This window comes from Paenibacillus sp. J31R30, from assembly GCF_059692115.1.
In genome coordinates this window covers 343576-368510 of the sequence record NZ_JCAUAV010000005.1, presented here as the reverse complement: position 1 = coordinate 368510, position 24935 = coordinate 343576, and the positions used below count along the sequence as shown (strand labels likewise).

The window sequence follows — 24935 nt, the reverse complement described above, 5'->3', positions numbered from 1 at the left end:
AGAGGGATTGGGCATGGGGGAACTGTTTGGCTTGAATGCAGAATATGTGATGTTAGTTTGCTTCGCATGCATAGTGGTATTATTTATTACGATCATCATCCTTTCAATTCGTTTGTCATCTTTACGGAAACAGTATATGCGAGTTATCAATGGTTCTAGTGCTGAAAACATGGAACAAGTGCTGATCGACATGCAGAATGCCCTGAACGAGCAAAAGGCCGAATCCTCGAGGGCCTCGGCTAATATTTCTAGTATTCATCAGTCCATGATGAAGATGACATCAAAGATAGGCATTCGCCGCTACAATGCTTTCAATGAAGGCGGAAGTGATTTAAGTTTCTCCTTGGCATTGTTAAATGAAGAACAGGATGGTGTGATCGTCACTGGGATACATAGTCGAGAGCAGATGTATGTATATGCTAAGCCGATAGCCAAAGGTCAGTCGAGCTACACATTAAGTCCAGAAGAGAAAGAAACGATTACTCAAACTTTAAAGCAGTCGTAGCACTCGGAGTAAAAGATTGAGTTCGCCTGATGGCTGCATAGAGGGCATCGCCAATAACAGTGGCCATATTCATAACAAGGCTAAGCCGCGTATTTTGCAAAACGAAATATTCCATAAAACCGCCAACGTTGACGATGCCCGTCACATGAATATCACCAACCGGAGGCAGGTCTTTATTAACGCCAGCACCTGGCTTAAGAGGTCCATGAGCAACCTGGATGCAGCCGACACTAGCAACTTGACCTAAGCAAGCGTCAACGGCAACGATAAAAGGGTTCTGGAATTGTTTGTGAATCCTATCCACGGTTTCGGCTAAATTCATAGCATGGACGGGTTCATTCAGGGTACCGAACAAATGGAGATTGCGAAGTGATGTGGTACGGTTTAAGTGAGAGCCAACTAGAGGTCCGAGGGCATCACCTGTGGATCTATCGGTTCCGACACAGATCACAACGATAGGTTGATAGGTTGGTAGTTTACTGAAAATTGATTGCAAATGTTTGGCAAGAAGATAAGGTGTATTAGAATCGGTATGTTGAATTTTCAAAGGCTCTTGCGGTGGGGTTTTATCGCCGTCGAATCCAAAATGGAATTTCATGATATCCCTCCAAAGTAGTAAATCTTTTTTACTAGTATATGGAGAGAGAGGTACATTTATACGTAGAGAGGAGAGCTTTCTCTGGAATTTTCTATCATGTTGCTAGCTTTCGATTCTACACAACAGGCCTTAAGAGCTGAGATGCTGCTAGAGTACGCAGATATTGAGATAGATATCAGGCCCACACCGAAAGAAATTACAGCTGGATGCGCACTTTCTATTGAATTTCCTGGAGCGGATCTTGTACAAGTTCGAGAGATAATAGAAAGCGAGAAAGTTGAGATCAGGGGAATCTATTTTAAAAAAGAAGATGGATATGGTACCATAGTAGAAAAGTAAGGAGGCTTACTAGTGTCTTTTGAAACACATTACTTCGAAGAGTTGATGCATTGGATTCGGGAGCATATCAGTAAACCTGAAATCATTGCCTCGGTATTCTGGATCGTTATCAAAATAGCTCTTATTTATGTTATTGCTAGAGTCATTATTAAAATCGCCGATAAGACGATTGCTCACATGGTGATTGCGAGAGAGAACTCACCGCTAAACATTGATAGAAGAAGATCCAATACGATCTCTATTCTCATACATAATCTTATTGCCTACACAGTAAATCTAGTTGCTATCATGTTGATCCTTGGCCAAGTAGGATTGAATTTAGGTCCTTTACTCGCTGGCGCAGGTGTTCTCGGGTTGGCGATAGGTTTCGGAGCACAAAGTTTGGTGAAGGATGTTATTACGGGGTTCTTTATCATTTTTGAGGATCAGTTCGGAGTTGGCGATGTCATTCAAATCGATCAATTCAAAGGTACTGTTGAGGAAATTGGCATTCGCGTGACACGTATCAAAAGCTGGACCGGTGAGGTTCACATCATCCCAAACGGAAACATCAAGCAAGTGACGAACTTCTCGACGTATAACTCGATCGCAATAGTTGATGTGGCGATATCTTATGATGCAGATATTGATCGTACAACTGATTTACTGCGTGAGATTGTTGGCGAGGTACACGAGCGTACAGAGAATATCGTCAAAGTGCCCGAGGTGCTAGGTGTACAAATGATTGGGAATTCGGAGCTGAAAATAAGGGTCATTGCGGAGTGTAAGCCTAACACACAAGGGGATGTGGGACGAATTCTGAATGCTGAAATTAAAAAGCATCTGGATGCGAATGGCATTGAAATCCCTTATCCGAAGGTCGTGACCTACGTGAAACAGGAAAAGGTGGAGGGGAACTAAGATGGAGAAGAAGGAATACCAACTTGGCGACGTTGTACAGATGAAAAAGCCCCATCCATGTGGAACAAATGAAATGGAAATTATTCGAATGGGGATGGATATTCGGATTAAGTGCGTAGGCTGTAAGCACAGTGTCCTGGTGCCAAGAACGAAGTTCGAAAGCAAGCTCAAGAAAATATTGCGCAGCAATGCTGTGCCAGATGTCATGATAGACGAAGAGACGAGCTAAGTTTCCATAAAAAATAGTAAAACACTTGCGAGAGACAGACTTTTTTGATACAATAAGTCCTGTTCTCATTTTTCTTGGAAAGGTACCCAAGTGGTCCAAGGGGGCTGACTCGAAATCAGTTAGGCGTCGCGAGGCGTGCGTGGGTTCGACTCCCACTCTTTCCGTTCTAGAAGACATTAGATGAAAGCCGTTTGTATCCATGTTGGATATAGACGGCTTTTTTGTTTGTTCAGAAACGAGGGGGCGAGGGATAAAGTTCCCAAATGCAGGCAAACTAACCGTTAGGAATTGGAACATGATCAAGGAGGCAACTGATATGAATTGGAAGATATGGATGACAGCCATTGTGGTGTTTGCTGTGGTGGCTTCAGGCTGCGCTAAGAAGGATGATACGGCGACTGCTAGTCCAACACCAGGTGTGACCGTTCAGCCCACAGCAGGGGCTTCTGCGACGCCTAGCGGGACGAATGCAGGAGGGGCTGTGACAGCAACGCCAACGCCTAAGGCTACTGCGGGTGGCGGAGCCGCGGAGCCAACTTCAAAAATAACCAAAGAACAAGTCGAGAAAATCACACTGACGAGCACTTACGATGATTTGGTTAAGCAAACGGGCTCCAAAGGGCAGTTAGTCAAAGAGGAAAATGGGAAACGTACCTATCAATTTGCTATCACCAATCAAGCAGGGTACATTGCTGAATTTGTCTATTTCGCGGATGGGAAGATTTCAGAGAAGCGTGTGTTCAGAAGTAGAGGATAAAGTACAAGAACACCCCTCAAGATCTCAGAAGGGGTGTTCTTGTTCATTTTAATAGATGAAGCTACATCCGTTTGCCGCCTTTTTTATGCCATTTGCGATTATGATTGCTCGTTGCCGGAAAGGTATCGCCTTTTCTCAGAGTAACCGTCTTGGGATTGTTGATCCCCATATGGAAGGCGTTCTCGCCAATTTCCATATACTCACCGTCGTTAGGAACATGATCGCCTTCATTAAAATGTGTCCATTCACCCACGATTGAATCACCTCTTTATCAGAATAACAATCATAGTTAGGATTGCCCCAAGAGGGTGGAAGCATGTACCCAATGGACTTCCAGCTTCCACCTGTGCGAATCGTGTGATAAAAACTTGTAATTTGCCGCGTGATTTGCTATAGTATTCAGGTGCGAGTTTTGAATAAGAATCCTCGCTCCTTGCTCCTTCGCTTGCCTAGCAAGTTTGAATAGGAGCCGCTTAGTCCAAAAGGAGGTGAAATACATGCGCAAATATGAATTGATGTACATCATTCGTACTGACGTTGAGCAAGAAGTTGTTCAATCTACGGTAGAAAAATTTCAAGGCATCATCACGAACGGTGGGGGAGAAATCTCCAAACATGACCTGATGGGTAAACGCCGTCTTGCGTATGAGATCAAGAAGTTCCGTGACGGGCACTATGTGCTAGTACACTTCAACGCAGAACCTGCTGTTGTAACTGAACTTGATCGCGTACTTAAGATTTCGGACGAAGTTATTCGTCACTTAATCGTAAACGACGTAGCTTAATCAATGCCAGTATTTTCGTCAGGAGGGTTATTCCATGTTGAACCGTGTCATTCTTATCGGTCGATTGACCAGAGATCCAGAGCTTCGTTATACACCAGCTGGGGTAGCAGTTACCCAATTCACACTTGCTGTAGATCGTCCTTTCACGAGCGGTGGCTCGAAAGAACGTGAAGCGGACTTTATCAATATCGTCACGTGGAGGCAGCTTGCCGAAACATGCGCGAACTACTTGCGTAAAGGTCGTTTAACAGCAGTTGAAGGACGCATTCAAGTACGGAATTACGACAACAATGAAGGAAAACGTGTTTACGTGACCGAAATTATTGCCGACAATGTACGTTTCCTTGAATCTAGCGGCGGCGGGAATCGCGAAGAGGGCGGATCCTCTAATGCAAACGCAGGCGGCTATAGCGGCGGCGGAAGCAGCAATCGTGGCGGTGGATCGCGCGAGCAGCAGGATCCTTTCATAGATGACGGAAAACCGATCGATATTTCCGATGATGATTTGCCATTTTAAACGTAGAAAGGACTGAAGAGACACAATGGCTTTCCAAAAAAGAGACAACAATGGTGATGACCGTGCTGATCGCAAATTTGCTCCTCGTGGCAAAGGCGGTAAAGGCAAACGCCGTAAGGTTTGTTACTTCACTGTAAACAAAATCAAGCATATTGATTATAAAGATATCGAGACTCTTAAAAAGTTCATCAGTGAGCGCGGGAAGATTCTTCCTAGACGTGTAACTGGTACTTCCGCTAAGTACCAACGTGCATTGACGATTGCGATCAAACGCTCCCGTACAATCGCGTTGCTTCCTTACACAACGGAATAGGTTTTAACACAAAGGCAGCTGGTCAAACGGCTGTCTTTTTTGTATGCCTGAAGGCAGACGAATGCTGAAATTCCAATCATCTCAACATCGTCAACGACTAGTGAACGAATACCGATGCAGAGGCTTTCTTTTCTAGTGCATTTTTGTGGTATAATTAACATTATCGTTCTGGTGAGATGAGGAGAGATGACGGTTGCTGAATAGGGAAAAAGATGTTGACCTAGCCAGACGGGCCAAAGTCATTGAGTGGCTCAAAACAGAAGTCGTAGATCATGTAGCTCATCTGCTCAAAGGCATGTGGGAAGGTAGTCATGCGAAGATGATCGATGGATTGGCCAGTTTGATTTCGAGCGGCTACATTTTAGGCCGGAGACTGGGGATTTCTTATCGCAGTTTGGACGAAGCTATTGTTGAGAAAATGAAGAAGCACCGCCAAGAGGGCCATCAACTTGAGGACTGGTACGGCGACATTTCATCGCTCGAAGAACATTTACGTAAGAGGTGAGCCCGGTTGGGGAATCGAAGTTGGCAAAGTGTCATCTGGAGCGCGGTAATGATTCTTTCGTTGCTGTCGTTGATGACGCCATTTATTATTTTCACTTGTAGTTTTCTGTTGGTTCCAGTGCTTATGTTATATGTCAAAACAAGTACGAAGCGTTTCGTCGTTAGCTATGTGCTTAGTCTGCTCGTTGTTTACATACTTACACAGTGGTTAGGCCTCTATTTGATAACAATTGCGTTGTTTATTTTACCACCTGTGTTAGTGATGGGTAATTTGTATAAACGCAAAGCTGCAGCAAGATCGGTTCTAACCGCGGGTATCGTTACGATCCTGGCTGAGTCATTGTTAAGCTTGCTTCTAGGTTTTGCATTGGGTCTTGATCCGGTTGCGAAGTTCAAGCTATTCATGATAGATAGTATCGCAACTATGCCGCAAAGCATTCAGGAGATTTTACCGAAGGATCAAGACTGGTATGTTGGCTTTATTGTGCAAGTGATTCCCTTGTATTTGATTTTCTTGGCTTTGTTCGTGACCTTCGTGACGCACGGCGTAACGCGCTGGTTCCTGAACAAATCGGGCGAAGGAATCCCAGGTTTACGACCTATGAGAGAGTGGATGCTGCAAAGATCACTCGTTTGGATTTATTTAGTGGCATTCGTCTTGGATTTATTCACGAAGCCTGATTCAAGCTCGCTCATTTCCACGCTTCTGATGAATGCGATGCCGCTGTTGATGCTCGTATTCGCAGTTCAAGCGATAGGCTTCCTGTTCTTTGTTGCTCATGCGAATAAGTGGAAACCCATCCTGCCAATCGTGGCGATCATCATCCTGGTCTTCATGCCGCCACTATTTATTGTTTATAGCTTATTAGGGGTATTTGATGTTGCGTTTCCAATCCGTGAACGGTTCAAGAAAAATTTATAGGATTAGGAGCTAGTTCGAATGCCGAAGTTCCTTTTGAAGCGGTGGCACGGTCAACATATTGTGTGGATGTTCGTTCTGCTCATCGCCTTGACAGCTACTCTGTATATGTTCAAATGGTGGCTGGGCCTAACAGCTTTATTACTCTGCGGAGTGATGGCATACTTTACACTGCAAGCGGAGACAGCTTTTCGTCGAGAATTGAATACGTACGTCGGAACAATAACCCACAGGGTGAAGAAAGCCGGCAATGAAGTCATGAGCGGGCTGCCCATCGGCATTATTTTATATAATGAAGAGAAACGCATTGAGTGGCACAATCCTTTTGTAGCAAAGATGCTAGGGCAGGACTCGGTGATCGGTGAGCCGCTCTTTGATTATTTCCCTGATCTCAAAAATAAGAAAGACAAAAGCGATAAAATGGAGTTAAAGGTTGGCCAATTTATATATCAGGTCTGGTCCAAACCGGAGGAGAGACTTCTCTATCTACGTGAAATTACAGAGCAGGCGCTGCTTGCGAAGAAATACGAAGATAGCAAAACGGCGATTGGTATCGTCATGATGGATAATCTGGAAGAGGCGACGCAAGGACTGGATGATCAGGCACGCAGTATTATGCTAGCCAAGGTTACCGGTGAGATCACCGAGTGGGCTCAGAAGAATCAGCTGTATTTACGCCGGACATCGTCAGATCGCTTCCTGATTCTGATGGACCAAAAGGCATTACGTCAGCTTGAACAAACACGGTTCGAGCTGCTGGATGACGTACGTGATCTAACGATTGAGAACAAGCTGCCATTAACGCTGAGTATTGGGATCGCATCAGGGGCTGAACAATTGACGGAGCTTGGTCAAATGGCACAAATGGGGCTGGATATGTCACTCGGCCGCGGCGGTGATCAGGTGACGGTGAAGGTCGGACAGCGCCTGTCCTTCTACGGCGGAAGAACGAATGCGGTTGAGAAACGCACACGGGTAAGAGCCCGAGTGATCTCGCATGCACTGCGCGATTTGATGAAGGACAGTGACAAGGTCATCATCATGGGACATCGGTTTCCGGATATGGACTCTATCGGTGCGGCGATTGGTGTGCTCAAGGCGGTACAGGTTGTCGGCAAAGAAGGCTACATCGTGCTGGAGGGTGTGAATCCTTCCATTCAGAAAGTAATGGAGACGATTTCGGCCGATGAGCGACTGCACCGTTGGTTCATTACACCGGAGCAAGGGATGCAGATTACGACACAGCGTTCCCTTGCGGTTGTTGTAGATACGCACAAGGCTTCTATGGTAGCCGAGCCTAGGCTGCTACAGCTGACACACAGGGTCGTAGTGGTCGATCATCACCGTAGGAGTGAGGAATTCATTCACGATGCTACGCTCGTCTATATGGAGCCGTACGCGTCCTCTACGTGTGAGCTGGTGACCGAGCTGCTGCAATATATCAACGAGAAGCTGTCGATGGAAGTCCTAGAGGCCACGATGCTGCTAGCGGGGATTGTTGTGGACACGAAAAGCTTCAGCCTAAGAACAGGAGCAAGAACTTTCGAAGCAGCATCGTACTTGCGACGCAATGGGGCAGATTCTGCACTCATACAGAAGCTGCTGAAGGAAGATCTGGATTCTTATATTGAGCGTTCCGAGATTATTAAACACACAGAAACGATCTATGATCATATTGCTTTGGCAGTTGCTGAGCCACAACGTAAATATTCTCAGTTGATGATTGCTCAAGTTGCTGATACATTGTTAAATATGACGAATATTATGGCTTCCTTTGTAATTGCCGAACGACCGGACGGATTAATTGGCATTAGCGCGAGATCGCTGGGTCAAATGAACGTTCAAGTGGTCATGGAGCGTCTAGGCGGCGGCGGGCATCTAACCAATGCAGCAACACAGACGGAAGGTACATTAGAGGAAGCAACGAAGCGATTAAAACAAGTACTAGCGGATATAGAGGAAGAGGAGGGACTTTTCGAATGAAAGTAATTTTACTAAAAGACGTTAAAGGCCAAGGTAAGAAGGGCGAAGTGAAAGAAGTATCCGAGGGATATGCACAAAATTTCCTAATCGCACAAGGACTTGCCGCTCCAGCTACACAGGGCACAGTCAAAGTGTTGGATAATCAAAAGAAAGCTGAGCAACGCCGCAAGGATCAAGAGAAGGCGGATGCGCAGACACTAGGCGAGAAGCTTAGTGAAATGACGGTTCAAATTAAAGCGAAGTCTGGCGAAGGCGGCCGTTTGTTCGGAGCCATTCCTAGTAAGCAAATTGCAGAAGTACTTGAGAAACAATATAAGATCGTGATTGATAAACGTAAAATCGTGCTGGAAGAGCCGATTCGTACACTAGGTGTAACGAAGGTTCCAGTTAAGCTCCATGCGGAAATAACAGCTAGCTTGAACGTGCAAGTAACGGAAGAGAAGTAAGCTTTTCGGTGCAGGGCATGAAGATTCGAATAGCCAGTAGGAAAGTGCGAGAGTCCCAGTCTGGGGCTCTTCTCTCTTGTAGACATAAAACTAGTAAACTATTAAACCGTGAAAATGAAAGGCGGGCACAGTAGCATGAGCAACGGAGATAATATGTTTGTGGATCGTGTTCCGCCTCAAAATATAGAAGCTGAGCAAGCCGTCCTTGGTGCGATCCTGATTAACGGCGATGCGTTGATTACCGCAATGGAGCGGATCACAAGTGACGATTTCTATCGCGGCGCTCATCAGCGCATCTTCGAGTCGATCGTAGAGCTCGCAGAGGATCAAGAGCCGGTCGATCTCATCACACTAACAGCTCTTCTCCAAAACAAGCAGCAGCTTGAGGAGATCGGCGGTGTGACGTATTTGTCGGAGCTGGCGAACGCGGTGCCAACCGCTGCCAACATCGACTATTACGCGGCAATCGTCGAGGAGAAGTCGATGCTTCGTCGTTTGATCCGGACAGCGACCCAAATCGTCACCAATGGCTATGCCAATGAGGATGATGTCGGGGCGATGCTCAGCGAGGCGGAAGCGAAGATTCTTGAGATCTCGCAGCGCCGCAGCTCGAGCGGCTTCGTCGTGATCCGCGACGTGCTGATGGAAGTGTTCGAGAAGGTTGAAAACCTCTACTCGAACAAGGGCGGGTCAACGGGAATCCCGTCAGGATTCATTGACCTAGACAAGATGACGTCTGGCTTCCAGCGTTCAGACTTAGTCATTCTGGCCGCCCGACCTTCTGTTGGTAAAACCGCGTTCGCTCTGAACGTGGCGCAGAATGTCGGCGTTCGGGCCAAAGAGACCGTCGCGATCTTCTCGCTCGAGATGGGCGCCGCGCAGCTCGTACAACGTATGATCTGCGCCGAGGCTAACGTCGATGCGAACCGCATGCGGACTGGTTATCTCGAAGGCGACGACTGGGAGAAGCTGACGATGGCGATCGGCGCCTTGTCAGAGGCGAATATTTATATCGACGATACCCCGACGATTACGGTCGCGGATATCCGAGCGAAGTGCCGTCGTTTGCAGCAGGAAAAAGGGCTCGGCATGATCCTCATCGATTACTTGCAGCTGATTGCTGGCCGTGGCGGTAAAGGCGGCGACAACCGTCAGCAGGAGGTCTCTGAGATCTCCCGTACGCTGAAGCAAATTGCCCGTGAGCTGAATGTACCGGTCATCGCGCTCTCGCAGCTGAGCCGGGGCGTAGAGCAGCGGCAGGACAAGCGTCCGATGATGTCTGACCTTCGGGAATCCGGTTCCATCGAGCAAGATGCCGACATCGTAGCGTTCCTCTACCGGGACGATTATTACGATAAGGAATCCGAAAAGAAGAACATTATCGAGATTATTATTGCCAAACAACGGAATGGTCCCGTAGGCACCGTCGAGCTGGCCTTCCTGAAACAATTCAATAAATTCGTGAATATGGATCGTAGTCATCAAGAAGCAGCCGGGCAGTATTGACGGCTGTTTTTTGGTTGTCTGAAGAGGCTACCGACGCAAATTGCCCGCTGAAAGCGTGAAAATCATCCCTACGGAGCCGAATCTCGCTAAAATCTCTACTGTAACGTTGAAATCCACCCTACAGTCATGTAATCCGCCCATCACATAAATCGACTTCGTTGTATATGCATAAGTAGTCTGCACTTTCCCCTACCAAAATGACATAAAAAATGCCCTGAAGAGGCATCTTATGGAGAAGAGAATCAAGGAGGAATGGGCAAAGCCAGAGGTTTTTCTTCTTTTAGCGGCGGCAATGAAAAAGTTTGCGTAATTTCCGAACAATTATACAGACACCCCTATAATCGTTCGTTTTTCATTGACTTTGGCATGGGGGACTGCTAAACTAAAGACGGTGAAAAAACCTTGATCGACAAGCCGGCTTGTGGCAGGTAACTCGAAATAAGGTCGTTTTTTCATGCCGAAGGGTGGGTTTCCTTCCTGCAGATCACTGCCGAAAGAGACCAGATATTCCTTTGCGGTGAGTAAGTGAGAGTTAGCTCTCTTATCTGTTGCCGCGTGTAGCAGTGCATAGAGGTAGTTGCATCACCAGAATCGCCAGAGGGAAAGTGCAATGGACGCTGAACGCTTTAGCGCTTTAATGAAGTCCAACTTTCCTCTGTGGTCTTACAGCCATAACGGCTTATTATGGGTGACTAGTCACCGTACGGAGGTAAGTGCATATGTCAACGGTTGTTGTTGTCGGTACGCAATGGGGAGATGAAGGAAAAGGTAAAATCACGGATTTCTTAGCGGAATCTGCTGAGGTTGTTGCACGTTATCAAGGTGGTAACAATGCAGGCCACACGATCATTATTAGCGGGAAAAAGTACAAGCTAACGATGATTCCTTCCGGTATTTTTTACAGAGATAAAGCTTGTGTGATCGGGAATGGGATGGTTATTAATCCGGCTGCACTCATTGAAGAAATTAATTACATTCATGATAATGGTTTTACAACAACGAACCTGAATATCAGTGATCGCGCGCATGTGATTATGCCGTATCATTTGTTGCTTGACGGTCTGGAAGAAGATCGTAAGGGTGATAGCAAAATCGGTACGACCCGCAAAGGGATCGGTCCTTGTTATATGGATAAAGCAGCACGTAACGGTATTCGTATCGCGGATTTGATGGATGCGGAAGAGTTCGAATTGAAACTTCGTCGTATCGTTGCTGAGAAAAACGTATTAATCGAGCAAGTCTACGGTTCGACAGGTCTTGATGTAGAGCCAATCCTTAAAGAGTACCTAGCGTATGCTGAAATCATACGTCCTTACGTGAAGGATACATCTGTTATCCTGAATGAATATATCGACCAAGGTCGCAGAGTATTGTTCGAAGGCGCGCAAGGCGTTATGTTGGATATCGATCAAGGCACATACCCGTATGTAACTTCTTCGAACCCGACAGCTGGCGGTGTGTGTATCGGTTCTGGCGTAGGCCCGACGAAGATTCACAACATCATCGGTGTAGCTAAAGCCTATACAACACGTGTCGGCGACGGTCCTTTCCCAACGGAATTGGACAATGAAATCGGCGCTTGGATTCGCGAAAAAGGCTTCGAGTACGGTACGGTAACGGGTCGTCCTCGTCGTGTTGGCTGGTTCGACAGTGTTGTTGTGCGTCACGCAAGACGCGTTAGCGGCATCACAGGTCTGTCCTTGAACTCTATCGACGTTCTGACGGGTCTAGAAACGGTCAAAATTTGCACAGGCTACATGTACCGCGGTGAGCTGATTGAGCACTACCCAGCTAGCTTGAAAGCTATCTCCGAGTGTGAAGCAGTATACGAAGAGCTTCCAGGTTGGACAGAAGATGTTTCTGAAGCTCGTACGCTGAGTGATTTGCCAGAGAACGCAAGACACTATGTAGAGCGCGTATCTCAGCTTACAGGTATTCCAATCGCGATCTTCTCCGTAGGCCGTAATCGTGAACAAACGAATTTGGTTCGTCCTATCTACGCTTAAATCATAGATAACCTAAATAATCCTCTAGGCTGCTTTCACAGCTTAGGGGATTTTTCTTTTGCCTACAGGGATATAATGGCAGGGTTTTCGTCCATACTGGGAGGAGAAGCTTATCTAGCTGTGAGCAATGTTAGGAGTGATATAAATCGTATGAAACTGTTAACTTGGTTAAGTAAAATCGTCATAAGTACCGTCCTTATTACATCAATTACGATGTTTACAACATGGTACGTGGTGAACATGTACGTGGAGGATATATTTCGACAATATCAGCTGCCTGCGATGGGTAAAAAGATTCAATTTGGTGAATTTGCGTCAAGATTGGCGGAAGAGCTGAATATAGTTAAGGGGAAAGACGGGGGGAAGAAAACGGCATTAGGGGAAAACCCTGCAACTACGCCGTCACCAACTCCTAGTCCCAACCCGTCAGGGGCCTTTCCAAGCCCGAGTTCAAGTCCAAATCCGAATGATCAACAACCTGTAGGCGGTATTAGTTCGTTAAATGGTGCAGGCAATTCCACAGGCAGCCAAGACGATGCCATAGCCGTGATGGGAAGCGCTCGAACGGAGGAGAGCGAGAAGAAGGAGCTTGTCATGTCCACGGAGGATTTTGCGAAGAAGAAAGAGGCACTCTCAAGCGATGATAAAATGAAAATATTTTCACTTGTTGTCGCTAAGCTTCCTCAGACTGAGGTGCAGAAGCTCTCCGCAATTTTGGAAGATGGGATTACAACACAAGAGCTAGACGAAGTAAACTCGACACTCAAGAAGTATTTGAGCGACAAAGAGTTGTCACAGTTAACGGATATTTTAAATAAGTACTAGGTTCAGGGGAAGTTGCTGACAATTGAGAAGTTCATCCGTAGCTCCCCTTCTAAGTTTCACTATGTTTCGCCAAATCCTGTAAAATTAAGTGAAATAGTTGGGATTTCGTACAAAAAATAAGCGTTTTAGCGACTTCTTTTGGCGGTAGACACGAATCTATCACATGGTAATCGAGTATTTTGTTGAAATAGGCACAGAAAGTGTGTTAAATTTAACAAATGAAAGAAAACATAATGGATATTATGTCTAATCAAGGTTTATTTATGTATCTTTGGAGGTAATTCCAAGGATGCAAAACCGTTCAAAGGGAGAAGATCATGACAGGTTTCAGGGGAATGCGTTTTGTCATGGATCTCATGAAGAGATTCACGTCTAAGCGAGAAAGCTTGACCGGAAATGAATCATTATCAGACAAGCAGCTAGAAGAGGTTCAACTAGACGAAGTTCCGACAACAACGACACTAACGGTTATCAAACGACATAAATGGACTATAGCATTAGGTGTAAGTGCCATTGCACTTACGGGAGCGATTACGTTCACCGGACACCAGTATGTGGAAGCGGGCATGGATAATGTGTACCATGTGATGCTTAACAATCAAGAAATAGGTGTCGTAAGCGATAGTAAGCTAATTGATGAATATAAGATCAACAAACCGTTAGAAGTACAGAAGAATTTCCCAAATGTTCACATCGTTCTTAAAACGGATGGGATCACCTACACGCCTGAAAGGGCTTACAACAAGCAAACGGACGATGCTGGTGTCATTTCCTCGTTGGATGAGCTGCTCGTACCGCAGCCAGTAGGTGTTGCACTGAAGGTGGATGGCAAGACGATAGCGATTGTGAAGGATCAGGCAACTGCTGATCGGATTCTTACGCAAGTGAGCGAACCGTTTACACCTAAAGGGAAAAATAGTGAAAAAGTTGCTGCCTTATCTACCGGTCTAGGTGAGGATATTGCAACAGCGCCATCAGAGCTCGAGAAAGTAGAATTCGTTCAGAAGGTCGATACGGATGAAGTTCCCATCGATCCGACAGAAATAGCGAAACCAGAAGATGTAGTGAAAACACTACAAACAGGCGATGTCGCACCAGCCAAATACACGGTTGTCGAAGGCGATTGTGTATCCTGTATTGCGAAGAAACTGGGTATTACGAAGCAATTCATTTATGATAACAATCCAGGCATTCAAGATGATAAGCTGAAAATTGGCAATCAATTGGACGTAACGGTGCTGAAGCCAACGCTTTCAGTGAAAACGACGGAGAAAATCGTGAAGAATCAAGAGATTCAATACGATACTGAGTATGTGAAAGACGACTCGATGCGCGTAGGCGTAGTCCAACCGATTTCAGCAGGAAAGAACGGGCTTAAGAAAGTAACGATTCAAGTGACGAAAGTTGATGGCTTACTGACGGAAGAGCAAGTTGTGAATGAAGAGATCATTGATCAACCCGTCACAGCCAAGGTGAAAAAAGGAACGAAGGTCATAAAGGGTGAAGGTACCGGGAAGTTCGCATGGCCCGTCATTTCTCCTAGTATCTCAAGTACATTCGGTTATCGTTGGGGCAAGCTACATAAAGGCATCGACATCACAGGTAACAGAAACATTATGGCTGCAGATAATGGCAAAGTTGTTGAAACGGGCTATAAGTCAGATTACGGCAATTATATTATTATTAATCATCTAAATGGCTATGAGACACTGTATGGACATCTAAGTCAAATCCTTACGAAGTCAGGCACTATCGTCGAGAAAGGCGATAAAATTGGAATTATGGGGAGCACAGGCGATTCTACAGGCGTGCATTTGCATTTTGAAGTGCAGAAAAGTGGAAGCGTGGAAAATCCTTTGAAATATTTGAATCGATAGAAAAAAATGGGGCAAGGTCAATCCGGACAACTCGGGGGCCTTGTCTCTTTTTAGTTAAAACTATGTTAAAATGGAAATGAGCTTGAAGGAAATAACTGGCTGAAATTGGATCTAACTCTGGCAGCTGCGCTCGATGGAGCATGGCAATGTCAGTTACTTTATAGTAGGCGGTGGTCACATGTTTGGGAAAATTCTCGTGGTGGATGACGAACAACCAATTGCAGATATTTTGAAGTTTAACCTGGAGAAAGAGGGCTATCAGGTCATCTGTGCGTACGATGGTGGAAGCGCTGTAGAGCTAGCGTTCTCGGAGCAGCCGGATCTGATCCTGCTTGATCTCATGCTGCCTGTCAAGGATGGCATGGATGTATGCCGTGAGGTGCGCTCTAAGCTCAATACACCGATTATTATGCTGACAGCGAAGGATACGGAGCTAGACAAGGTTCTGGGCTTAGAGATGGGCGCAGACGACTATGTGACGAAGCCATTCGGCACAAGAGAGCTGCTGGCCCGTGTGAAGGCGCATCTGCGCAGACAGACGAAGGTGCAATCGGCACCGAATGAGCCGGAAGCACAGCGGAATGGGATGCGCATTCATGCGCTCTTTATCGATAACGACATGTACATGGTCTACAAGGACGGGACGCCCCTTGATCTGACACATCGGGAGTTCGAGCTGATTCAGTATTTGGCCAAAAACTCAGGCAAAGTGATGACCCGTGAGCACCTGCTGCAGGCGGTGTGGGGTTTTGAATATTTCGGCGACGTGCGGACCGTCGATGTGACGATTCGTCGTCTACGCGAGAAGCTGGAGACGGATCCAAGCCGTCCGGAGTATATCATGACGCGCAGGGGCCTTGGTTATTTGATGCGCAGTCCTAAAGCCGGAGGCTTCTAAAGATGAAGGGCATCCGCTTCTTTCAATCGATTCAAGCGAAGCTGATTATTATTTATGTCCTGCTGATCCTTATCGCGATGCAGCTGATTGGCGTGTATTTCTATAAGACGGTGGAGACATATTTTAAAAATGATTTCCTAGCATCCCGCAATAGTCAGGTTACGCTGCTTGCTGGCTTCGTTGAATCGTATTTGACGGGGGATCAGGAGAGCAAGAATGCAACCGAAGGTAAGAAAACGTATGCAGATTTGAATGAATTCGTTAGCAATCTTTTCTCCATTAATAATGCCGAAATTCAAATTATTGATGCGAACGGGAACGTGATCAGTACATCGGTTCCGAGCCATTTGAAGCAGAAGAATACACAGCCGGAAGTGATTCGGGCCCTGCAAGGGATTAAGGATAACCAACGAATTTTTACGGATGAGGATGGGTACCGGAAGGTTATTATTGCGAAGCCGGTCGGAAGCGGGGCACGTGTCCTAGGTGCGGTTTACATTATCGCATCCATGGAGGATGTCTATAAGACAATTCGCTCAATTAACCGTATCCTCATTTCGGGGACGTTGATTGCCTTGGGGTTGACCGCACTGTTAGGTGTTCTCTTAACAAGTACAATTACGAATCCGATTAAAGAGATTACGAAACAAGCGACGGCTGTCGCCGAGGGGAATTTCGATCAACAGGTCGTCATTCAAGGGACCGACGAGATCGGGCAGCTGGGGCAGACCTTTAATTTTATGATGAATCGGCTGAAGGAGGCACTCTCTCTCAATGAAGAAGAGAAGGAGAAACTCGCTTCGATTCTGACGAATATGAATGACGGGGTCATTGCAACGGACGACAGGGGTCAGGTCATCGTTCTGAATCGTCGGGCGAAGCAGATCCTGCAAGTGGAAGAGGAAACGACATTAGGTTTAGAAATTTCCGAGGTTATCGGGATTCCGATAGAAACGATACGTGCTTTAGTTACCGGGCAAGTGAATACGACGCTGCTAGACATCCAAATGCCTGACGATGAGGACGAGCAGTCGTCCGTTCGGATTACGTTCACACCGATTCACCGTCGGGGTGAAGGCCAGCACGGGATCATTGCGGTGCTGCAGGACGTAACGGACCAAGAGAAGCTGGAGCAAGCCAGACGAGAGTTCGTAGCGAACGTCTCGCATGAGCTGCGCACGCCTCTGACAACGATCAAGAGCTATCTCGAAGCGCTCGATGACGGAGCGATTGAAGAGCCGCAGCTCGCCTCGCGCTTCATTAGCGTGACGCGAAGTGAAACCGAGCGGATGATCCGCTTGGTGACGGATCTGCTGCATCTATCGCGACTGGATTCGAAGCAGTCCATGATGAGCAAGTCCTCGACGCTCGTCAGCGAGATGCTGGAGGAGGTCGCGGACCGGTTTTCTTTTCAGCTGCAGCAACGGAAAATTCAAATAATGTTACACGTGGAACATGGCGTGACGAGCCTTATGCTGGATCGTGACAAAATCGATCAGGTTCTTGATAATTTGGTCTCCAATGCGATTAAGTATACAGGTGATGAAGGTACAATTCGATTGGAAGCTCGTAAGATTGAGAAAGAAATGCTGGAAATATCCGTGCAAGATAACGGAATGGGGATCCCAAAGAAGGATCTTTCACGCATTTTTGATCGCTTCTATCGCGTAGATAAAGCGCGCTCTCGCAACATGGGAGGCACAGGCCTCGGCCTGTCCATTGCCCGGGAAATAGTGAAAGCGCACGGTGGAACGATTGCTTTAGAGTCCGAACTGGGTCAAGGCACACGCGTCCTATTTACATTGCCAATTGGGCAGGAAGAGGAGGGGGAAGTATGATTGAGAGCCTGAAAACGATCTTGTTAGTTCTGTTGATAGGAACAAGCTTGTATCAGAGCTTTATCCTCGCTTCCTATAGCCCTCCTAAGATTGAGCCGATTCAGCAAAGCAATTATGTTCAGACCGAGACGCTGGGTAAGCAAATGGAGTTGGCGGATATGCTTTTTCCAGATCAACTCATTATTCACTTGGGAAATCAGCAGCATTCTGTGTTATACCCGAACAATTATTATTACACGAGATTGCTGGATAATATTAAGCAGCGCAGTTTCAAAGGCTTCCGCAAGACGTCGATGTATCTCGTCAATGTGAACTGGGAAGAAGTGCGGACGAAGCAGCTTGGTGTGGAGATTCGGTTCCGAGATGGGATACCGTTCACGATTCTGCAGCAGCTGTTCCGAATTGAAGGTGAAATTCCCGTCGAGAACGACAAGATCACGAAAATTTGGATTTATTCCAAAGGGACGAATGAAGAGGTTCGTGCGTTCTTTTTCACGGATTCGCCTGGTGTTGGTTATGAAGTTATTGGGGCGGATTTCACAAGTAAGGACGTTGAGAATTTCGTGGCCTACGGGGAACCAAACAACCTATACAAGACAACGAACAGCGGTGATTACTATCTGCCGTTGAAGACGCTGCATCTGCCTAGCTATACGTTCACGTATACCCAGCTTACGGCGGATCAACTGAAGCAAAGCTTATTCGTCGATCCGGGTATTACTCGCTATCTGAGAGAACGCGATGGATCTGAGATCTACACCGACAGCAAGCGCGGCTTCCAGCTCAACCGGGATCAACGATGGGTCACGTATACGGATCCTGTTGCGCCTGCGGCAAGCAAAACCGAGGTATTGGATGATCTGCTGGCTGGCATCAAATTTATCAATCAGCATATTGGTTGGGATGGGAAATATATGGTTTCCCACACCCCGGAGAAACAGCTCATAGATAATCAGGATTTCACATTCCGGCAGTACTATGAATCACTACCCATTATAACGGCACAGCCAGAGAGTTTTGGCATGATGAAGTTGCAGGTTCAAAAGGGTGTCATCTCCGGATTCGAACGATCGATGGTCATTCCTGATCTAAAGTCAGGGCAGCGCCGCGAGAACGAGTTGATGTCGGGTGAGACGATAGAGCAACGATTACAGTACTACCAACGCCGATCAAGTATCGTTTCTATATTCCCAGCGTATCGTCCTGTCATCTCAGATAAGACGTTAACCTTAACTAGTGCGTGGGCGCTGGAATTGCGCGATGGTACGTATGATTTTATTGAATAGGCAGGACCTCATGGAAAGGTTGGTGAGATTATGAATTGGAGCAGGGCCAAGACGATTTTGATTGCTTCGTTTTTACTGTTAAATATGATTCTCGGCTTCCAGCTGTGGTCCACCAATCGTTCCAATGACACGGAAATTTCCTTGGATCCATCCAGTACGGTGGAGGACTTGAATCGTGCGCTCCGCAATAAAAATATTCGTCTTACGGACGAGCTGCCGACAGATCCGCCTAAGTTGAAGGTCATTACAGTGAAATATGATGATAACATCAAGCTGGGCGAGGAGAAAACGCTCAAAACACCCATCTACATGAGCACACTGCTCGGTAAAGGGGCTAGTAAAGAAGTTCAATCGCTGTCGGAGATTCCAAACTTCGCGATGTATCAACTGGATTCGGTCATGAGCCGAAATGGTATCTATGTGTTCTCCCAATTGTATGGGAAGATTCCACTCTTTGATGTGACAGTTGAGCTGAATGAGAAAAATGGAGAAATTACCAGTTACCGTCAAGCTTTCGTTGAAGTAGAATCAGAGGTAGAACAGACGGAGCAGAAGTTGATTTCGGCCCAATTAGCGGTTCGCAGCTTAGTGGACAATTATTTGAGCGATGGCTCGATTATTACCGAGGTTCGCTTGGGGTATCACGGACAACCTTATAATTCGCAAACACAGCCGATGTTTCCGCAGTGGCGGATTACGATCGATAACGGATATGTGTATTATGTGCAAGCGTTCAATGGTGCGGTGGAGTCCCTGCAAAAAGGGTCTGAGCCTGTCCCATTTACGCCCGATGGAGGCGGGGGAGCATCGGCTTCTCCAGCTTCAGGTGACAAAAGCACGCCTAAGAAATAGCAACGAATAACCAACTGGCACACAGGTAGGATAGAGGAGCAGGAAAGATGGGAATTCGATTTACGGTGTTATCAAGTGGTTCTACGGGGAATGCAACGGTCGTCGATAACGGTGAGGTTAAGCTGCTGATCGACGTAGGCTTCAGTGCGAAGAAGATGGAGCTGTTAATGAAAGAGCGTGAGCTCGCGGCGAGCAGTATTGATGGCATTCTCGTCACACACGAGCATTCCGATCATATCAAAGGGTTAGGTGCGTTTGCGCGGAAATATGATGTGCCGATTTATGCGAATGAGAAGACGTGGGTGGAGCTAGATCGCCAGATTGGCGTCATCGCCGAAGGCAACAAGCGTGTCATGGACACGGGCGGTGTAGAGGAGTTTGGATCATTAAAAGTGGAATCCTTCGGGATTTCGCATGATGCGGCGGAGCCGGTGGGTTATGTTTTTTATGAAGGGGAACAGAAGTTAAGTGTTGTAACGGACCTCGGGTATATGAGCGAAAAGGTGAAGGAAAAGATCTCGGATTCGGACGCTTTGGTCCTAGAGACGAATCATGATGTGGACATGCTGCGCGTGGGGCATTACCCGTGGAGCATTAAGCGACGGATTCTCGGTGACAAGGGACATTTATCCAACGAAGCCGCAGGTGAAGCGCTCTGTGATATCATGACGAATAAGACGAAATCTGTCTATATGGCGCACCTTAGCCGTGATCATAACTTAATGGATTTGGCCAGGCTGACCGTGAATAACATAGTACAAGAGCGAGCGCCCGAGGCGAAACAGCTGCGGCTGATGGATACGTATTTTGACCGTTCTACGAAATGGGATGTATTGGATTCGGAGTAAGCGCAGCGTCGAGTTCCTGTGACTTGAGCTGGATTTCCTGTGCGGTGATGAGACCTTTATCAATCAAGACCTGAATGAGAGATGAGAGGACAAGGGACTGGTGATAGTGACTTTCCTTGAGGTCAGCGAGCTTACCGATCATATTAATTTCTTCAAAATGGGAAGGAATACGGTTCATTGTGGCATTCTCCTTTTAAATAAGGTCTAGTGATAAAACTTCTATCGAGGCCAATCAAAGATGAGCTACCGCGTTTAGAGGTAAGTTTTATCGCCAATAAGAAAGCAATTTTCGGAAACCGAAAACTTATACTTTCTTATGTGGAAAAGTTTCCTTAAACTCTAGTAATTCGGTAAGAGATTTGGTTTACTATTATTGTAGGCAAGAAGCGAGCGAAACATTCCTATTATTTGCAAAAAACCAATCACAGGATGATTTGAACTTGAACACATCCATGGATTGAAATAAAGCAAGGCGAGTGAGCTTCAAACCCCGACAGCGAGGAGGGACCCGAAATGAGTTTGTTTGATGATGATTTTTATTCGACCAAAAGGTCTAGAAGGCGCGAGCCGGTCTGGCGTCCCAAGGGGACAGGGAATTTCACGAGCTTTACGAGCTTTGCTGGTCGAAGACGGTATGTTGCCCTCATCGCAGGGCTCATCGGGGCTATAGGCATGCTCATCGTAGTAGGAATTGTTCAAGCTATTGGAGGAAGTGACTCTTCGGAGAACGCACTAGCGATTCCTGTGGTAGCCAAGGCGGATGTGCATCCGATGAATGGCAATGACTCGGTTGTTGCTGCGACGGACAAAATAAAGCCAGCCGTAGTCAGTGTCATCTCCTCCAAGAAGGACGAAGCGGGGCAAGAAACGGGCATTGGCATCGGATCAGGCGTCATGTTCGCGCGGAGCGGGGATAAAGTTCGCATTGTGACGAATAGTCATGTCGTGGAGAATGGGAATCAATTCGAAATCGTGAACTTCGAAGGCGAGCATCGCAAAGCGACGTTGGTTGGTCGGGATCGGATTACCGATTTGGCCGTGCTGGAGGCCGATGGCAAAGATGTTAAAGTTCTTGCTGAGTTCGGAGACTCCGACAAGCTAAGAGCGGGTGAAATGGCGATTGCCGTGGGCAATCCGCTGGGTCTTGGCTTCTCACCAACGGTGACACAAGGCATCGTTTCCTCACCGAAGCGGACGATTCCTGTCTCGCTTTCACGTGAAGGCACTGATTATGACTGGGAAATGGATGTCATCCAAACGGATGCCGCGATTAACCAAGGCAACAGTGGTGGACCGCTGGTCAATATCGAAGGCAAAGTGATCGGTATCAATTCGATGAAGATTTCGGACACAGGCGTTGAAGGCTTGGGCTTTGCGATTCCGATTAATAGTGTGACACCGATTATTGATAGTCTCATCAAGGACCACAAGGTGAAACGACCGTTGATAGGTGTGTCGACGCAGGAGCTGCAAGCTTTTAAAGGAACGGATGTATTAAAGCTGCCTGCAGATGTCAAAACTGGAGTTATCGTCTTCGACGTCTCTGGCCCTGCGAAGGAAGCGGGACTGAAGGCGCAGGATGTGATCGTGCAGTTGGACGATCGCAAGATTGATAGCACGATTTCGTTGCGGAAGTACCTTTACAATGAGAAGAAGATCGGCGATAAAATCAACGTAGTGTACTATCGCGGCGGGAAGAAGCTGACGACGGTGCTGACGCTGGTTGAGGCGACGGATAAGTAGTTAAAAGGAAAGATAAGATTAAGTGAAAGAAAAGAAATCTACAGAACCGTTGCGGATGAGAGGTACTAAACATGCATGTCGTTTGTAAAGATCATGTGGAAATAGCCATAGATGAATTTGTTGATGAGTATGAGGAAGCTCCGGACGTGGTGGATTTGCAGAAAACCCACTTCGCCCACTGGGCACCGCCTGAGCATTGCGAGCATTGCCAGTCATTATCACGTTTTCTTATAGTTTGAAGGGAGGCCTGTGGGCCTCTTTTTTCTTTGTAGGGACGGTGGCTGCAAATGATCCAATAGAAGAGGACGAGTGTCGTTGGTATGCTCATGCAACGAATGGTATGATGAGAAGAATGACGAGAGTGAGATGAAGAGGGGCACGTTATGCACATACAGATACTGACCGTTGGTAAATTAAAAGAGCGCTATCTCGTGGACGGGATCGCGGAGTACGTGAAGCGTCTTGGGCCGTATGCCAAGATGCAAATGATTGAGGTGCCGGACGAGAAGGCACCTGAGAACATGAGCCCTGCTGAGGAGCAGCAGGTGCGGGATCGTGAGGGCGCGCGGCTGTTGGCGGCGCTGCGCCCGGATGTTTACGTCGTGGCGCTGGCCATCGACGGCGAGATGTGGACGAGCGAGCAGCTGGCGAGCTCGCTCGATAAGTTGGCCACCTACGGGCGGAGCCAGGTGGCCTTCGTTATTGGCGGCTCGCTGGGGCTGTCCAGCGAGCTGCTGCGCCGTGCGGATATGCGGCTGAGTTTTGGCCGCATGACGCTGCCGCACCAGCTGATGCGGCTGGTGCTGGTGGAGCAGATTTATCGCGCGATGCGGATAAATCGTGGGGAACCGTATCATAAATAAGGCTGGGTCTGCCTCAGTGTGGCCGGGATAAACAGAAGGACGGCAATCGGCATTCTAGGAACGCGGCGAGCAGTTTTAGGAAGACAATGCTTCCTTCGTTATCTGCTCAATGTCGATCGGAGAGCGGGCTCCTTCGCTTACGAGGTCCGGCAAAATGTGCTGCAGGAAATAATCGACGCAGTGCAGCCGGATGCCTTTGATCTTGATCAGCGCATGCCGGTACATCACGATGAATTCTTGCTCAGAGTTCCCTTTCTGCAGCTCAGCGAATGCTTCGTAGATTTGATCCATTTTATCGGCAACTACGAGAATTTGCCCTTCCACCGAATCATCTTTCCCTTCACGCAGTTGTCTACGGAAGATCGACTTGAATCCCTCGGGAATATGCTCTTCGATGAAATGGGCCACCATACCTTCTTCGACTTGCTGTAGCATGGAGCGAAGCTCCAGGGAGTAGTGCTTGACGGGCGTTTTGATATCGCCGATGAAAATTTCACCGTAGTCGTGACTGCTGGTGATTTCATAGAGCTTCTTCCAGTCGACAGCGACGCCATGGCTTTCTTCGATATCGGCCAGTGTTTTGGCATACTGGACGACTTTCCATGAATGCTCAGCAACGCTATGCTCTTGGAATTTGAATTTGCCGGGACAACGAATGATTCGCTCCAAGTCGGTTAGTGATTGGAAATACGCATGTATGCCCATAAAGTCGGTTTCCTTTCTTAGATGAAGGGTTGGCTTGCTGCTGCCGTAAGTCTAGTATAAAGGCAGATTGTTAGCGGATCGTTAATTCGAAACTGGCAATCGATGGACTTGATTTCGGTGAGCCGTATCCTAAATAAGGACAAGTATTTTAGAGTCCAAGTATTAATAAAAGGTCGATTGGAGAGGTAATCATGGGAAATACAGATAAGTTTGAAATGATAGCTAATAGTTATGACACTCCTGAAAGAATCCAGATTGCAAAGGTATCATCTGATGCCATTCGAGAATGTTTAGTTGACGCTAAAAGTAAGAATGCTATTGATTTTGGGTGTGGAACAGGTCTTGTCGGAATGAACTTGTTAAACGATTTTAATTCTATGCTTTTTCTGGATACGTCACCAAACATGATTAATCAAATAAAGCAAAAAATCTCTGATTCGAATATTCAAAATGTAGATACATTATGCTTTGATTTTGAAAAGGAAGATCTATCGGATTTACATGCTGATTATATTTTTATGGCGCAGGTTCTACTCCATATTCCTGATGTTGAATTCGTTTTATCAAGATTATTTGAGGTTCTAAATGAGGGAGGTCATTTACTAATCGTAGATTTTGATAAAAATGAAAAGGTAGTTTCGGATATTGTTCATAACGGCTTTCATCAAGAAAAGCTAGCTGACATTATGACGAAAATAGGGTACAGGAATATTCAATCCAAAACTATTTATACTGGAAGTAAAATATTCATGGGACAAGATGCATCTATGTTTATTCTTGATTCTCAAAAGTAAAGGTATCATAACCAAAATGCGAACGTTTATATTGAATTATTTTTGGTATAATATTTGGTAGAGAAGAAAGATTGAAATAGTAGGAAATCATGAGAGAAA

At 46.6% G+C, this 24935-nt stretch carries 29 protein-coding genes and 1 tRNA gene; 26 read left to right on the top strand and 4 right to left on the bottom strand.

Annotated elements, in window-relative coordinates; translation table 11 throughout:
• Positions 1 to 13: 13 nt before the first annotated feature.
• Positions 14 to 505 carry a DUF4446 family protein gene (locus AC58QO_RS20365; RefSeq protein ID WP_497268692.1) on the top strand — a complete coding sequence of 164 codons (492 nt, stop codon included), beginning with the start codon at positions 14 to 16 and terminating at the stop codon, positions 503 to 505.
• Here AC58QO_RS20365 and yyaC read toward each other — a convergent pair.
• Entirely contained in the window at positions 480 to 1103 is a 624-nt protein-coding gene (yyaC, locus tag AC58QO_RS20360) for a spore protease YyaC (RefSeq protein ID WP_497268690.1), read from the bottom strand. The two genes, AC58QO_RS20365 and yyaC, sit on opposite strands and share 26 nt — an antisense overlap.
• 96 nt (positions 1104 to 1199) lie before the next feature.
• Between yyaC and AC58QO_RS20355 the strand changes: the two genes are divergently transcribed.
• From AC58QO_RS20355 to AC58QO_RS20335, 5 genes are all read left to right on the top strand, one after another.
• Positions 1200 to 1442, top strand: a complete 243-nt coding sequence (locus AC58QO_RS20355) for a putative Se/S carrier protein (RefSeq protein ID WP_497268688.1) — start codon at positions 1200 to 1202, stop codon at positions 1440 to 1442.
• A gap of 12 nt (positions 1443 to 1454) precedes the next feature.
• Positions 1455 to 2342 (top strand): mechanosensitive ion channel family protein, encoded by an 888-nt coding sequence (locus AC58QO_RS20350; RefSeq protein WP_497268686.1) that lies wholly within the window; start codon positions 1455 to 1457, stop codon positions 2340 to 2342.
• A 1-nt stretch (position 2343) separates the two neighbouring features.
• A complete protein-coding gene (locus tag AC58QO_RS20345) occupies positions 2344 to 2571 on the top strand; it encodes a DUF951 domain-containing protein (RefSeq protein ID WP_497268684.1) in 228 nt (75 codons plus the stop codon).
• Between the two features lie 76 nt (positions 2572 to 2647).
• Positions 2648 to 2735 (top strand) — tRNA-Ser (locus AC58QO_RS20340).
• 152 nt (positions 2736 to 2887) lie between these two features.
• The gene (locus AC58QO_RS20335) at positions 2888 to 3328 is read left to right on the top strand and encodes a hypothetical protein (RefSeq protein WP_497268682.1); all 441 of its coding nucleotides are present in this window, start codon (positions 2888 to 2890) and stop codon (positions 3326 to 3328) included.
• A 61-nt stretch (positions 3329 to 3389) separates the two neighbouring features.
• Here the strand turns inward: AC58QO_RS20335 and AC58QO_RS20330 are convergent, their stop codons facing one another.
• Positions 3390 to 3581 carry a YjzC family protein gene (locus tag AC58QO_RS20330; protein ID WP_028557224.1) on the bottom strand — a complete coding sequence of 64 codons (192 nt, stop codon included), beginning with the start codon at positions 3579 to 3581 and terminating at the stop codon, positions 3390 to 3392.
• Positions 3582 to 3825: 244 nt separating this feature from the next.
• Here AC58QO_RS20330 and rpsF point away from each other — a divergent pair, with 244 nt between their 5' ends.
• The 16 genes from rpsF (at position 3826) to AC58QO_RS20250 (ending at position 20731) form a co-directional block, all read left to right on the top strand.
• Positions 3826 to 4113 (top strand): 30S ribosomal protein S6, encoded by a 288-nt coding sequence (rpsF, locus tag AC58QO_RS20325; RefSeq protein WP_028557223.1) that lies wholly within the window; start codon positions 3826 to 3828, stop codon positions 4111 to 4113.
• A 34-nt stretch (positions 4114 to 4147) separates the two neighbouring features.
• Positions 4148 to 4630, top strand: a complete 483-nt coding sequence (gene ssb / locus AC58QO_RS20320; RefSeq protein ID WP_056622646.1) for a single-stranded DNA-binding protein — start codon at positions 4148 to 4150, stop codon at positions 4628 to 4630.
• A 25-nt stretch (positions 4631 to 4655) separates the two neighbouring features.
• Complete coding sequence (gene rpsR / locus AC58QO_RS20315) at positions 4656 to 4943, top strand: 30S ribosomal protein S18 (protein WP_028557221.1); 288 nt, start codon at positions 4656 to 4658, stop codon at positions 4941 to 4943.
• A 193-nt stretch (positions 4944 to 5136) separates the two neighbouring features.
• Complete coding sequence (locus tag AC58QO_RS20310) at positions 5137 to 5448, top strand: MazG-like family protein (protein WP_497244991.1); 312 nt, start codon at positions 5137 to 5139, stop codon at positions 5446 to 5448.
• 6 nt (positions 5449 to 5454) lie between these two features.
• Positions 5455 to 6369 carry a DUF2232 domain-containing protein gene (locus AC58QO_RS20305; RefSeq protein ID WP_497268680.1) on the top strand — a complete coding sequence of 305 codons (915 nt, stop codon included), beginning with the start codon at positions 5455 to 5457 and terminating at the stop codon, positions 6367 to 6369.
• Between the two features lie 18 nt (positions 6370 to 6387).
• Positions 6388 to 8349 carry a DHH family phosphoesterase gene (locus tag AC58QO_RS20300; protein ID WP_497268678.1) on the top strand — a complete coding sequence of 654 codons (1962 nt, stop codon included), beginning with the start codon at positions 6388 to 6390 and terminating at the stop codon, positions 8347 to 8349.
• Positions 8346 to 8795, top strand: a complete 450-nt coding sequence (rplI, locus tag AC58QO_RS20295) for a 50S ribosomal protein L9 (RefSeq protein ID WP_497268676.1) — start codon at positions 8346 to 8348, stop codon at positions 8793 to 8795. Before AC58QO_RS20300 ends, rplI begins: the two co-directional genes overlap by 4 nt.
• Positions 8796 to 8930: 135 nt before the next feature.
• Positions 8931 to 10301 (top strand): replicative DNA helicase, encoded by a 1371-nt coding sequence (gene dnaB, locus AC58QO_RS20290; RefSeq protein WP_497268674.1) that lies wholly within the window; start codon positions 8931 to 8933, stop codon positions 10299 to 10301.
• Between the two features lie 719 nt (positions 10302 to 11020).
• Positions 11021 to 12307, top strand: a complete 1287-nt coding sequence (locus tag AC58QO_RS20285; protein ID WP_173116987.1) for an adenylosuccinate synthase — start codon at positions 11021 to 11023, stop codon at positions 12305 to 12307.
• Positions 12308 to 12457: 150 nt separating this feature from the next.
• Positions 12458 to 13132, top strand: coding sequence for a hypothetical protein (locus AC58QO_RS20280; RefSeq protein WP_497268672.1), 675 nt, complete (start codon positions 12458 to 12460; stop codon positions 13130 to 13132).
• Between the two features lie 317 nt (positions 13133 to 13449).
• The gene (locus AC58QO_RS20275) at positions 13450 to 15009 is read left to right on the top strand and encodes a peptidoglycan DD-metalloendopeptidase family protein (protein WP_497268670.1); all 1560 of its coding nucleotides are present in this window, start codon (positions 13450 to 13452) and stop codon (positions 15007 to 15009) included.
• 178 nt (positions 15010 to 15187) lie between these two features.
• Positions 15188 to 15907, top strand: a complete 720-nt coding sequence (yycF, locus tag AC58QO_RS20270; RefSeq protein WP_477588107.1) for a response regulator YycF — start codon at positions 15188 to 15190, stop codon at positions 15905 to 15907.
• Positions 15908 to 15909: 2 nt separating this feature from the next.
• Positions 15910 to 17745, top strand: a complete 1836-nt coding sequence (walK, locus tag AC58QO_RS20265; RefSeq protein WP_497268668.1) for a cell wall metabolism sensor histidine kinase WalK — start codon at positions 15910 to 15912, stop codon at positions 17743 to 17745.
• The gene (locus AC58QO_RS20260; RefSeq protein ID WP_497268666.1) at positions 17742 to 19031 is read left to right on the top strand and encodes a YycH family regulatory protein; all 1290 of its coding nucleotides are present in this window, start codon (positions 17742 to 17744) and stop codon (positions 19029 to 19031) included. Before walK ends, AC58QO_RS20260 begins: the two co-directional genes overlap by 4 nt.
• A gap of 30 nt (positions 19032 to 19061) precedes the next feature.
• Complete coding sequence (gene yycI, locus AC58QO_RS20255; protein WP_497268664.1) at positions 19062 to 19883, top strand: two-component system regulatory protein YycI; 822 nt, start codon at positions 19062 to 19064, stop codon at positions 19881 to 19883.
• A gap of 47 nt (positions 19884 to 19930) precedes the next feature.
• The gene (locus tag AC58QO_RS20250) at positions 19931 to 20731 is read left to right on the top strand and encodes an MBL fold metallo-hydrolase (RefSeq protein ID WP_171636271.1); all 801 of its coding nucleotides are present in this window, start codon (positions 19931 to 19933) and stop codon (positions 20729 to 20731) included.
• On the opposite strand, the gene AC58QO_RS20245 is transcribed toward AC58QO_RS20250, so the two are convergent.
• Positions 20700 to 20909: a hypothetical protein gene (locus AC58QO_RS20245; protein ID WP_056622608.1), complete on the bottom strand. Its 210-nt coding sequence runs from the start codon at positions 20907 to 20909 to the stop codon at positions 20700 to 20702. The genes AC58QO_RS20250 and AC58QO_RS20245 overlap by 32 nt on opposite strands.
• Positions 20910 to 21244: 335 nt before the next feature.
• Here AC58QO_RS20245 and AC58QO_RS20240 point away from each other — a divergent pair, with 335 nt between their 5' ends.
• The 3 genes from AC58QO_RS20240 (at position 21245) to rlmH (ending at position 23337) form a co-directional block, all read left to right on the top strand.
• Entirely contained in the window at positions 21245 to 22474 is a 1230-nt protein-coding gene (locus AC58QO_RS20240) for a S1C family serine protease (protein ID WP_497268662.1), read from the top strand.
• A gap of 71 nt (positions 22475 to 22545) precedes the next feature.
• Positions 22546 to 22713: a CxxH/CxxC protein gene (locus tag AC58QO_RS20235; RefSeq protein ID WP_063795715.1), complete on the top strand. Its 168-nt coding sequence runs from the start codon at positions 22546 to 22548 to the stop codon at positions 22711 to 22713.
• Between the two features lie 144 nt (positions 22714 to 22857).
• Entirely contained in the window at positions 22858 to 23337 is a 480-nt protein-coding gene (gene rlmH, locus AC58QO_RS20230) for a 23S rRNA (pseudouridine(1915)-N(3))-methyltransferase RlmH (protein ID WP_068666955.1), read from the top strand.
• A 75-nt stretch (positions 23338 to 23412) separates the two neighbouring features.
• On the opposite strand, the gene AC58QO_RS20225 is transcribed toward rlmH, so the two are convergent.
• Positions 23413 to 24042 carry a YfbR-like 5'-deoxynucleotidase gene (locus tag AC58QO_RS20225; RefSeq protein WP_497268660.1) on the bottom strand — a complete coding sequence of 210 codons (630 nt, stop codon included), beginning with the start codon at positions 24040 to 24042 and terminating at the stop codon, positions 23413 to 23415.
• A 191-nt stretch (positions 24043 to 24233) separates the two neighbouring features.
• Here AC58QO_RS20225 and AC58QO_RS20220 point away from each other — a divergent pair, with 191 nt between their 5' ends.
• Complete coding sequence (locus tag AC58QO_RS20220) at positions 24234 to 24836, top strand: class I SAM-dependent methyltransferase (protein WP_497268659.1); 603 nt, start codon at positions 24234 to 24236, stop codon at positions 24834 to 24836.
• Positions 24837 to 24935 lie beyond the last annotated feature (99 nt).